The sequence below is a fragment of the Francisella noatunensis subsp. noatunensis genome, from assembly GCF_009823375.1.
Classification (GTDB): domain Bacteria; phylum Pseudomonadota; class Gammaproteobacteria; order Francisellales; family Francisellaceae; genus Francisella; species Francisella noatunensis.
In genome coordinates this window covers 1-9,826 of sequence record NZ_WBSX01000067.1, presented here as the reverse complement: position 1 = coordinate 9,826, position 9,826 = coordinate 1, and the positions used below count along the sequence as shown (strand labels likewise).

Here is a 9,826-nt window from a genome sequence, read left to right as displayed (position 1 = left end):
AGAGAATTAATGAAATGCTAAATAATGTAACTTTTATTGATGGCATTTCTGAGCATGAAGTTGACAAAATAAAACAGGATAAAAATTATGCCGCTTAATTCCCATACACTAGATTTGACAATAACTCTGGAACATTCTTCTTAGTATATCTTGGCAACTTTATTTTAAGCTTTCGAAGTCGCTTACTCAAAGTACTAAAATCTGGACATCTAATTTCTAATCCAGCCATTTCAAACAGTGAATTGATAAATCCAGTTATTTGTCTAAGTGGTTGTTTATAAACTAATCTAATTTCATGGCACATCATTATTGCAAAGTCAGTATATTTTTTAGGGCATCATCACCCATATTCTCAATGCCTTCTTCATACCAGTTATTGATAGCTTCATCATGCATCCAAATATCTATACGTCCACAATTAGCTAATGCATTGTTATACTCCTTCCAATCTCTAACCTTATGTTTTTGTTTTGGAACTTTGTAACCTTTTCTTTCTGGATATTTATTTGGCATTAAATGGATGTAACTTTGTAGAATAACTATGGAAGAAAATATTATAAATGATTTGATAGATTTTTGTTAAAATAAAGGTTAAAAAACAAAGTCTATTGTTACAAAATAAAATATAAAATTTATATTATTAACAAACTTAATCATTTACAATTGGTCATAAATATTTACTATTAAGGAATTTTATAATGACTAATATAATAGATAAAATTAATACTAAAAAACTAAATAATATTGGATATTATTTAGGGCTATTATGTGTAATTACAATTTTGATTTGGCTAGGAATATTTAAGTTTACTAGTACAGAAGCAAAATCTATACAACCATTAGTGTATAACCATCCATTAATGGGATGGATATATTTATTAATATCCGAACGTATAGTATCTTCTTTAATAGGTTTAGTAGAAATTGTAGTAGGATTAGGAATGTTAATTGGAATTAAATATTCAAAGATAGGATTAGTATCAGGAACATTAGCGGCCATAATATTTATTACAACTACATCATTTATTTTTACTACTCCACATGTATTTCAAATTATTGAAAACATACCGCATATAGATTTTTTTCTTTTTAAAGATTTAGCTCTTTTGGGTATTACAATTAATTATATTTCTAGATGTTTAGATAGGTTAAGCACTAACAACTATTAGCAAACATTATAAGCTCATTAACTTCTTTTTCTGTTAAAAACTCTCTAGGTCTACGATCTTTATTTTTTTAATATGATGAAAGAAAATAAAAATTTAGTTTTATCAAATCGGCTGATTAAAGGTAGATATCAATTAACCAAAGAAGAGCAAATTTGTTTAGATTTATCCAATAGTTGGGATAGCTCAAAGCTTATCTCTAAAATTGGTTTTTTGCGTGGTAAACTAAAGCAATTAAACAGAAAATAAAAAATGATGAGGTTTGATAAGTTTATGAAAAGAAATACGCTAATTAATATCATAGGTACAGCCATACCCATCATATTGGGAGTTACAAGTATAGTTTTAGTCATTTTATTTAAGAGCTAAAAAGCTAGGGAAGATTCTTAATTTTTATAGTATGTGCTTTCTAAGCGCATTTAGAACTGAAAGGAGTTTTGGAAAGAATCAATAAATCATAACATAATCATTTTTTATTTTCTGTTTCTTTTCTGTCTTTTGTTATAACTTGATTTAGCCTTTCTTTTTAAGTTTTATTTTTTCTGATTTTTATGATTAATAATTAAATGATTATTTTGAAAACTCAATATTTTTAAAAAAATCTACGATAAAAAAACTTATTACTTCGCGATGTTAAGTATTGGTTTGCTTACGGTTACTACATCATACCTTTTTCAAAATGTAAAAAATATCTTTTGTATTGCTTATGTATTAAGCGTTTTAGTATTTAGCGATATATACATTTAAGGTATAAAAAGAGAGGTTTTTATGCAAGTGGCTATTAAAAAATGGGGTAATTCATTACATTTAAGAGAGAACCAGAGTTTAAATATTGAGATTGAAAATAGCAATATTTTGATTAAACCAATTACTAGAGAATTAGAAAGTCTTTTAGCTCAAATAACGCCTAAAAATATTCATAATGAAATATCTTTTGGCGCAGCAGAAGGCAAAGAAATATGGTAAAAAGATATATCCCAGATGTTGGCGATGTGGTTTGGATTAATTGCGACCCTAGTACAGGCAATGAACACAAAAAAAGAAGACCAGCAATAATACTAAGTCCAAAGCAATATAATAAATTAACTAGTCTTTGCGTTTACTGTCCTATGACATCAAAACAAAAAAGGTATCCTTTTGAAGTAGCCATAGATGATGAAAGTATTGTTTTATCAGACCAAGTAAAAAGTTTAGATTGGGTATCAAGAAAAGCCGAATACAAAACTAAAGTTGATACAAAAGTTTTAAATGACATTAAAAATAAAGTAGCTATTTTGTTACAAATTGTTTAATTGATATATGATAACAGCATGTTTGAAAGAGTAGATGAGATTACAGATAGATTTTAAGATAGACTTAATTTGTTTAAAAAAATAATTAAAAGAGCTTTAAGATTAAGAGCTTTAATCCTTTTTGTCCCTGTTGTTGCTTTATCTTTTCAGTAAATTTACTCATCTATTTTTCTTGAATATTTTAATTCTAATTTACCTATTTTTGTAAAAATCGTATAAGTAATCATAGTAGATATTGTATTTTGATTTTTTATTAATTTATTTCTGTGCTTGTATCAAAATATTGTTTAACTATTTGGAGTAGAATACTATGATGTATTAAATTATTTTCATATAGAGATATTTCTAATGTTAAAAGTAGAAGAAAATGAAGTTTTAATAAGACAATTAATGATAGAAAATAGTGATCTAAGAGGTAAGCTTTTATACCAAAAGTAAATCATAATTATGATAATTACAAAAAGTATATTTTTTATAGTATTCCTAGATGTGTTGTTAAAAGTGTAATGAATACATGTATGGCATTAGATATTTTTTCAAGAAAAATTCAAAAAGAAATCAAAAAAGATTGTCTTATTGTTTTCCTTGGTCAAGGACCTAAAATATATAAATTGGTCTTTGAATTAATGATAAAAAAACACCCTAATCCAACACCATCAATTACTTTAAGAGGTTCACTCAAAGATGATAGTATTCTGGATTTAGAATCATCTATCATGAAGTATTTTATCAAAAAATTTCAATATGTTGGGAATAAACCACATGTTATTTTTGTCGATTATGTAGCCTCAGGTTCTTCTTTACAAAAATTAGGATCTGCATTAAGCAATAATTCACCTTGGCCTACGACTAATTTTTCACATTCTTATTTTTGCCTTGGTAATAAAAATGAAAGTAAAATAATTAAACTTAAAAATAATTATGATGTTATTAGACCTATTGAAGAAGCTTAATAATTGCTAAATTAACATTCATGACTCTAATAGTTCAAAATCATAATTATTTAATCATGAATAAGTATTTTAAGGCAATTTAAGAGCCGTTTTTAATTTTCGTATAAAAAAGGGGGGTTATGTCGAAGCTTAAAATCGCTCAAAATCTCTTTATGCCTCAAGAATTAGGTAATTTAGAGTTACTAGCCGTCTGCAAGACTATTAGCCTTGATGGTTTTTAAAATATCCAACAATATTAATGCAGTTACAAAAGATTATCGAAGCTAACAAAATAATCTGCTCTTTACCCAGCCAATGAAAAATTGAAATTTTTTTACAGCTGAAAACGAGCGGCTGCGAACCTTTTTCTAAAGACACACTATCCATTGAACTTCGTACAATGGAAATTAGTATATTTTATAAGGCTGATAGTCGATTTATAAAATTGATAAAAGTTTGTAAAATTTAAATGTCTTTTATGGTCAAAATAAGTAATAAAAAATAAAAATCTTTCTCTCTTTTTCTCGCGTACGCGTTTAAAGACTTTATCTTTATTATTTTAATACTTTTAAGAAAAGTCGAAAGCATTATAAATAAAGGGCTAGCGAGAATTTAAAAATACTTTAGTTTTTAAAGTATTTAATTATTAATAATGCTTACATTTTGGTACATTTTTGAAAGCACCATTTTACGTGTTCCAAAAAGTAGTTCATAATATGGTTTCTCAAAAGTCTTAGAATTTTTAATAATGAAATCTACATTGAGCAATAAAAATAGTATTAGCATCAACCTTATAAACAATTCTATGCTCTCTATCTATTCTTCTTGACCAATAATCACTCCAATTATGTTTTAAAGGTTCTGGATCACCCAAACCATCAAAATGATTTCTATTAATATCTTTTATTAGTTGATTAATTCGTTTTAATTTCTTCTTATCTGTTGACTGCCAGTATAAATAATCTTCCCAAGCATTAGTTGACCATGCTAAAATCATTCTTCAATCAACTCATGCTTTGATGAAATGCCCTTTTCTATTTCTTCTATAGAAGCATTAAGTCTATTAAAGTTATTCATACTAGACATTAAATATGATGTTTCTTCATAAGATTTGAAATCTTCAAAAGACATTACAATAACTGCTTCTTTATCTGCACCACGAGTTACAATTATAGGCTTGTGATCATTAATAACCTTATCCATCGAAGCTGCAAGTGTGCTTCTGAATGTACTATAATTAAGTGTTCTCATTATTACTACCCTCTATTTTAGTTTATATCACTAATTATACAATAAGTACTTATATAAGTACATTATTTTTCTAAACCTATATTTTTTATATGATTAAAAATTGAAAAGAGCTATAAAATGAAAATATCTTAATACAATATTTTATCAGATAAGATTTTAAGATCTCTGAATTTAGATAATAAATATCGATATTTGATGCTTATTTGAGTATACAATCTAGCAGACTATAATTAGATATATGTCAATATTAGACATTTTGTTAACGTATTTACTAGTTTTCAGAGATTTTGAAAAAGTGTCTTAAAAAAGGACCATTTAACGAGACTTTTAATAATATATATAGTCAGTTAAAGCATTAAAAATCCATATCTACACAACTTACAATTAAAATCACAAAAATATTATTATTTTTTAAACGGTATTATTGACTTTAAATGAGAATACTGTTTAAATTACAAAAGTAAACAACGAAGATGGGCATTTACTATGAAAATGTATACAGCTAACGACTTAATCAAGTTATATAGATTAAATGTTAAAACTAAAACACCTATAATGTATGCAGAAGAAAAAGGAGAAATACCTCATTCCACTTCTGGTAAACGAGGTAGTATATCAATCAAACAATGGTCTACAAGCCAACTTCCACAAATAGGTCATCGGTTTGGATATCTTAAAAAACCATCTAAACAAGAAATCATATGTGTATATACTCCTAAAGGTGGAGTTTCTAAAACCACATTAACTGCTAACTTAGGGAGAGCACTTGCTTTTAACGGTATTAAAACATTATTAATAGGTTTAGATTTTCAGAGATCATTAACTAGATATATTATACCGAATGCAAACATTGAAAATGTTGATGATGTAGGAAGAGAAGATACTCTAGGACTTCATCATCTTCTTTTTGAAAGAGCTCCTTTAAGTAAAGTAATACAAAAAACTGATCTACCCACTTTAGATATAATACCTGAAACATCTGATCTTAACTTTATGGCAAAAAAGATGAGAGTCGAAAATAGAAGAGAATATATTTTCTCTGAAAAAGTTATAAAAAAATTAGGTAATTATGATGTTATTCTTTTTGACTGTACTCCTGGATGGAATGATTTAACAGAAAATGCACTTGTGGCTGCAAATAATGTAATAATGCCCGCAGCTTGTGAAATTGAATGTTATGAAGCTTTACAAACTAACTTAGGCGAAATTGCAGAGTTCCAAGAGGCTATGCGTTTACATTGGGATAATTATATAATGATTCCTTCTATGCTAGAGCATAACACCGTAAGTAATAACATATATGCTCAATATCTAAATTTATATAAAGGTTCAATTATTCCAATGCCAGTCAGAAGGTCAGTTACAACACAAGAAGCTAGAGCTTCATACTTATCTGTTTTTGAATATGCTCCTAAATCGAGCATATCTGACGACTATTATCAAATAATCAAATCCATATGGAATAAAATTCTAAATATTGGAGACGAAAATGAGTAAGAAAACAACTTTAAATAACTTCTTCAATCAAGGTAAGAGTGCTAAAATACCTTCCTCTTCCAACATACCAAACCCAAACAATCGTAAACACAAAATATATGATGATCCAAATAATAATACTTTTAGCGAAGAAGTTATTGAATTAAATACTTCTGATATTTATATATCTCCATATAAGGTTGATAGAGAAAAGATAGATCAAAGCAAACTAGACGCTCTATCTGATAATATGTTAAATATTGGACAATTACAGCCTTGTACCGTTAGGTATAACCCTAACCCCAAGGGTTCTGAAACATATGAATTAATTTTTGGTGAAAGAAGATATAGAGCAGCTATTCAGAAAAATTTAAAGTTAAGAGTAATAGTTAAAGATCTCGACAATGAATCATCCGCCCTACAACTACTATCTGAAAATAGAAACAGAGAAGATAATACGGATTATCAGCTATTTAAACAAATACATAAGTTTATTTCTGAAGGAATACTTAAGCAAAAAGATATTGTTGAAAAAACTGGCATTTCTAAACAAAAAATCTCAAAACTTATGTGTTTTGAGAAGTTATCTGATGAAATCAGTAATAACATATCTGACTTAAATAATATTTCCTCTAATACTGTAGAAACCATCTATAGACTCTCTAAAAATCCTGATAATATTTCTATAATGCTTGAAATAATAGATAAAATAGAAAATGGTACTTTTGGTCATACTAAAATAATTGAATATATAGATAAAAACAAACACAAAAAAGAATCACCCACAAATATAAAGATATTAAGCAAAAGTGGAAGACATCTTTTTACTATAAGAAAAGACAATAATCACAACAATAGTATCCACTTTCCTAAAGATATACTTACACTTTTTGATAATAAAATAATTAACGAAGAGGAATTCTATGAAAATTTTAGATGTTTTATTGAAAATAAACTAAACAGCTTAGATTAGTCCCTCGGAGGGACTAAAACGAAAAAGGCCGCTTGCAGGCGACCTTTAATGTGGTTAACTAGATTAAGAAAACCAACGTACAAATATATTTTAATCTAGTTAGCTCCTAATTGCAAACTTTTAAAGTTATAAGGAGTTATAACTATGGCTACTATATTTCATAAAGGCCGTAAAATACTACGTTCAGAAATTGGAAATCACAATTATGCTGAAATAGCAGACTTACTTTTTTTTAGAATTCAAATCTCGAAATATAAAGAGAGAAATGGAGATGCTTTTTTCCTACTACCTAATATTGAATATTTAGCTGAAGAAACAGGTATTAAGAAAAGAACATGTGAGAGAGCTCTTACAGAACTTGCTAAAAATGGTTTTATATCTAAATCTAAAACTAGATGCTATGATGGAGCAGTCAGGCTTAAAATATTTATCACTAGCAAATTCAAAGCACTAATGGATTATATTAACTCGTTAGTAAGTAAACCATCAACTGAAAACAAAACTCAAAATATTGATATTAACACTGAGGATGTAACTAAGGATTATATGGCGGAATCAGACTTCGCCACCAAGGCGGAATCATATATAAAAGAAGAAGATCAAAAAGATAATAATATTAACAACATAGATAGTGATTATAAAGATATTGTTAAAAATGTTAAATTTTCTTTTGAAGATGAAAACACATACAAACTAGCTGAAGCTGTATCTAATAAATATGGTCTTGATTGTCAAGATATATTATTTTCACTAATTGATCTTAATGAAACAAATTTATATAACTGCAATTATAAGCTTATTGACGATGCAATTAAGGTTATTAAAAGAAATTGTAAAATAGAAGATGTATTGCCATCTGGTGATGTATTCAATTCATATAAAGCTATTGAAGTAGCAGAAGATGCTAGAGATACAATTTTAACTGCTAAGCAACAGTTAGCCATTCATCAGATGCTTAATTACCTGAATAATAAAGGTAAAGCTTTAATTTCAAATATTAAAGAAGTATTCTCTTGGATAGAATTTCAAATTACTAATCCAGAGTACCAATTTAAAGGTTTAGGATTTAAACATTGTTTAAATATTATTAGAAATCTATTGTGTGATTCTAGTAAGCAACAGTATTCTAAGCCTGTAGGTTTTAAAGGTTCTCGCGAACTATAAAATGTTGACAAATTGATAAATTATGTATATACTTTATATATATTATAATTACATACGGTAATAAGAGGTTAGAGATGCTTACAAAATTATTTAAAAGTGGTAATAGTCAAGCTGTTAGGATTCCTAAAGAAATGCAGTTTAAGGTTAAAGAAGTGGATATTAGCAGAGTAGGTAACTCTATAATAATTACAGAAATTCACGATAATTGGGATAATGTATTTAAATCACTAGATCAAGCTCATGATTTTTTTGATAATGGCAGGGATCAACCTCAGATTGACGAAAGGGAAGCTTTATAATGAAGGTGATGTTAGATACAAATATTTGTATATATATATTAAAAGAACAACCAAAATCTGTACTAGAGCATTTTAAAAAATATGAGATGGGTGATATTTGTATATCATCTATAGTATATGCTGAATTATTACATGGAGCTTTTAAAAGTAAGTGGGTTAATCAGAATCTTACAAATATTCATAACTTTGTAGCATCATTACAAGTGATTGAGTTTGATAAAGCTGATGCTGTTGAATATGGAAAAATAAGATCAGAATTAGAAGTGTCAGGTATGATTATAGGTGCAAACGATTTATTTATAGCAGCTCATGCTAAAGCTCTAAATCTACCATTAGCTACTAATAATACAAAAGAATTTAAAAGAGTTGATGATTTAATTTTATTGAATTGGGTTTAATGGAGTGCTCTGCAAATTAGCCTCTAGGGGAATAATTTTGGCAGGTGTTGAATAAGTTATGCCAAAATTAGTAAGATTTAGATTAAATACAAATTATAGTTCTTGTGAATCTCCTATTAGATAGTTATGATCGAAGTCGCCACAACGCTTCCAATAGCATTTATCAGAATCATCCATATACTGTTTTTTTAACTCTAACTCTTTCGTATAAACCAAAGTATTTCAAATAATCACTTTCTTTAAACCGTATGTTAAAAGTTTTATAAATATAAGTATATCAAGAATTTTGGAATGGCCGAAAACTATCAAAAAATATATTGATATACCATCATTCAAAGTATAATATTCCTATATTCTTTAAATTAAATGATAGAAAAACGTTATGACTTTTTTGAAAATTTTAGAATCTATTACGGGCTTCTCAAATCGCAGAAAACATTTGATAGGAAAACAGATGAATGGGTTTTATATCTTGTCTATCATGTATGGAATATTTCTATCGCTGAGTATGATAACATCTTATAGATTCATTAATGTTTTTAAAGCTAGATTGTATTCTGAAAGTTTTAAATAGTTGAAAGAGAGTTCCAAATATAGTTTATTAGGTTTTGACGAAACTAAAATAAACGATAAGGAACTAAAAAATGCCAAAGCACTTAACTCTTTCAAATAGATATTGTATAGAAGAATTACTTAAATTAGGATACCAAACATCTCAAATAGCCAATAAAATTGGCTATAGTGAAACAGCTATAAAAAAGGAACTTAATCGCACTAGTATAAATAGTGACTATAATGCTGAGATAGCACAGAAGCTATATCAAAGCCGCAGAACTTCAAATAATCATAAGCTATCCTGTAAAGTTAAAAAGCTA

Annotated in this window: 14 protein-coding genes; 10 read left to right on the top strand and 4 right to left on the bottom strand. The window is 27.4% G+C overall.

Annotated features, from left to right (window positions below; genetic code table 11):
- Nucleotides 1–94 precede the first annotated feature (94 nt).
- Together F8C69_RS11305 and F8C69_RS06565 are read right to left on the bottom strand one after the other, a co-directional pair.
- Nucleotides 95–304 (bottom strand): transposase, encoded by a 210-nt coding sequence (locus F8C69_RS11305; RefSeq protein ID WP_160194806.1) that lies wholly within the window; start codon nucleotides 302–304, stop codon nucleotides 95–97.
- 2 nt (nucleotides 305–306) lie between these two features.
- Complete coding sequence (locus F8C69_RS06565) at nucleotides 307–513, bottom strand: hypothetical protein (protein ID WP_159184645.1); 207 nt, start codon at nucleotides 511–513, stop codon at nucleotides 307–309.
- Between the two features lie 185 nt (nucleotides 514–698).
- Between F8C69_RS06565 and F8C69_RS06560 the strand changes: the two genes are divergently transcribed.
- The 4 genes from F8C69_RS06560 (at nucleotide 699) to F8C69_RS06540 (ending at nucleotide 3,411) form a co-directional block, all read left to right on the top strand.
- On the top strand, nucleotides 699–1,169 hold the full coding sequence (locus F8C69_RS06560; RefSeq protein ID WP_200147150.1) for a DUF417 family protein: 471 nt from the start codon (nucleotides 699–701) through the stop codon (nucleotides 1,167–1,169).
- 765 nt (nucleotides 1,170–1,934) lie between these two features.
- Nucleotides 1,935–2,132 (top strand): AbrB/MazE/SpoVT family DNA-binding domain-containing protein, encoded by a 198-nt coding sequence (locus tag F8C69_RS06550; protein WP_159184643.1) that lies wholly within the window; start codon nucleotides 1,935–1,937, stop codon nucleotides 2,130–2,132.
- A complete protein-coding gene (gene mazF / locus F8C69_RS06545) occupies nucleotides 2,126–2,458 on the top strand; it encodes an endoribonuclease MazF (protein WP_159184642.1) in 333 nt (110 codons plus the stop codon). Before F8C69_RS06550 ends, mazF begins: the two co-directional genes overlap by 7 nt.
- 518 nt (nucleotides 2,459–2,976) lie before the next feature.
- On the top strand, nucleotides 2,977–3,411 hold the full coding sequence (locus tag F8C69_RS06540) for a hypothetical protein (RefSeq protein ID WP_159184641.1): 435 nt from the start codon (nucleotides 2,977–2,979) through the stop codon (nucleotides 3,409–3,411).
- Between the two features lie 721 nt (nucleotides 3,412–4,132).
- Here the strand turns inward: F8C69_RS06540 and F8C69_RS06535 are convergent.
- Nucleotides 4,133–4,387 (bottom strand): Txe/YoeB family addiction module toxin, encoded by a 255-nt coding sequence (locus F8C69_RS06535; RefSeq protein WP_159184640.1) that lies wholly within the window; start codon nucleotides 4,385–4,387, stop codon nucleotides 4,133–4,135.
- Nucleotides 4,384–4,641 (bottom strand): type II toxin-antitoxin system Phd/YefM family antitoxin, encoded by a 258-nt coding sequence (locus F8C69_RS06530; protein ID WP_159184639.1) that lies wholly within the window; start codon nucleotides 4,639–4,641, stop codon nucleotides 4,384–4,386. Before F8C69_RS06530 ends, F8C69_RS06535 begins: the two co-directional genes overlap by 4 nt.
- Nucleotides 4,642–5,127: 486 nt before the next feature.
- Between F8C69_RS06530 and F8C69_RS06525 the strand changes: the two genes are divergently transcribed.
- The 6 genes from F8C69_RS06525 to F8C69_RS06500 form a co-directional block, all read left to right on the top strand.
- Nucleotides 5,128–6,138 (top strand): ParA family protein, encoded by a 1,011-nt coding sequence (locus F8C69_RS06525; RefSeq protein WP_159184638.1) that lies wholly within the window; start codon nucleotides 5,128–5,130, stop codon nucleotides 6,136–6,138.
- Nucleotides 6,131–7,090 carry a ParB/RepB/Spo0J family partition protein gene (locus F8C69_RS06520; RefSeq protein WP_159184637.1) on the top strand — a complete coding sequence of 320 codons (960 nt, stop codon included), beginning with the start codon at nucleotides 6,131–6,133 and terminating at the stop codon, nucleotides 7,088–7,090. The genes F8C69_RS06525 and F8C69_RS06520 overlap by 8 nt, the downstream gene beginning before the upstream one ends.
- Before the next feature lie 144 nt (nucleotides 7,091–7,234).
- On the top strand, nucleotides 7,235–8,254 hold the full coding sequence (locus F8C69_RS06515; protein WP_159184636.1) for a helix-turn-helix domain-containing protein: 1,020 nt from the start codon (nucleotides 7,235–7,237) through the stop codon (nucleotides 8,252–8,254).
- Between the two features lie 74 nt (nucleotides 8,255–8,328).
- Nucleotides 8,329–8,553, top strand: coding sequence for an antitoxin (locus tag F8C69_RS06510; protein ID WP_159184635.1), 225 nt, complete (start codon nucleotides 8,329–8,331; stop codon nucleotides 8,551–8,553).
- Nucleotides 8,553–8,951, top strand: coding sequence for a type II toxin-antitoxin system tRNA(fMet)-specific endonuclease VapC (gene vapC / locus F8C69_RS06505; protein ID WP_159184634.1), 399 nt, complete (start codon nucleotides 8,553–8,555; stop codon nucleotides 8,949–8,951). Before F8C69_RS06510 ends, vapC begins: the two co-directional genes overlap by 1 nt.
- A gap of 644 nt (nucleotides 8,952–9,595) precedes the next feature.
- Nucleotides 9,596–9,826 (top strand): helix-turn-helix domain-containing protein (locus F8C69_RS06500; protein WP_159183792.1); only part of this gene is annotated, 231 nt, incomplete at its 3' end.

Coding starts and splice junctions, on each gene's coding strand:
- F8C69_RS11305 (WP_160194806.1), bottom strand. CDS start 304: ATGTGCCATGAAATTAGATTAGTTTATAAACAACCACTTAGACAAATA.
- F8C69_RS06565 (WP_159184645.1), bottom strand. CDS start 513: ATGCCAAATAAATATCCAGAAAGAAAAGGTTACAAAGTTCCAAAACAA.
- F8C69_RS06560 (WP_200147150.1), top strand. CDS start 699: ATGACTAATATAATAGATAAAATTAATACTAAAAAACTAAATAATATT.
- F8C69_RS06550 (WP_159184643.1), top strand. CDS start 1,935: ATGCAAGTGGCTATTAAAAAATGGGGTAATTCATTACATTTAAGAGAG.
- mazF (WP_159184642.1), top strand. CDS start 2,126: ATGGTAAAAAGATATATCCCAGATGTTGGCGATGTGGTTTGGATTAAT.
- F8C69_RS06540 (WP_159184641.1), top strand. CDS start 2,977: ATGGCATTAGATATTTTTTCAAGAAAAATTCAAAAAGAAATCAAAAAA.
- F8C69_RS06535 (WP_159184640.1), bottom strand. CDS start 4,387: ATGATTTTAGCATGGTCAACTAATGCTTGGGAAGATTATTTATACTGG.
- F8C69_RS06530 (WP_159184639.1), bottom strand. CDS start 4,641: ATGAGAACACTTAATTATAGTACATTCAGAAGCACACTTGCAGCTTCG.
- F8C69_RS06525 (WP_159184638.1), top strand. CDS start 5,128: ATGAAAATGTATACAGCTAACGACTTAATCAAGTTATATAGATTAAAT.
- F8C69_RS06520 (WP_159184637.1), top strand. CDS start 6,131: ATGAGTAAGAAAACAACTTTAAATAACTTCTTCAATCAAGGTAAGAGT.
- F8C69_RS06515 (WP_159184636.1), top strand. CDS start 7,235: ATGGCTACTATATTTCATAAAGGCCGTAAAATACTACGTTCAGAAATT.
- F8C69_RS06510 (WP_159184635.1), top strand. CDS start 8,329: ATGCTTACAAAATTATTTAAAAGTGGTAATAGTCAAGCTGTTAGGATT.
- vapC (WP_159184634.1), top strand. CDS start 8,553: ATGAAGGTGATGTTAGATACAAATATTTGTATATATATATTAAAAGAA.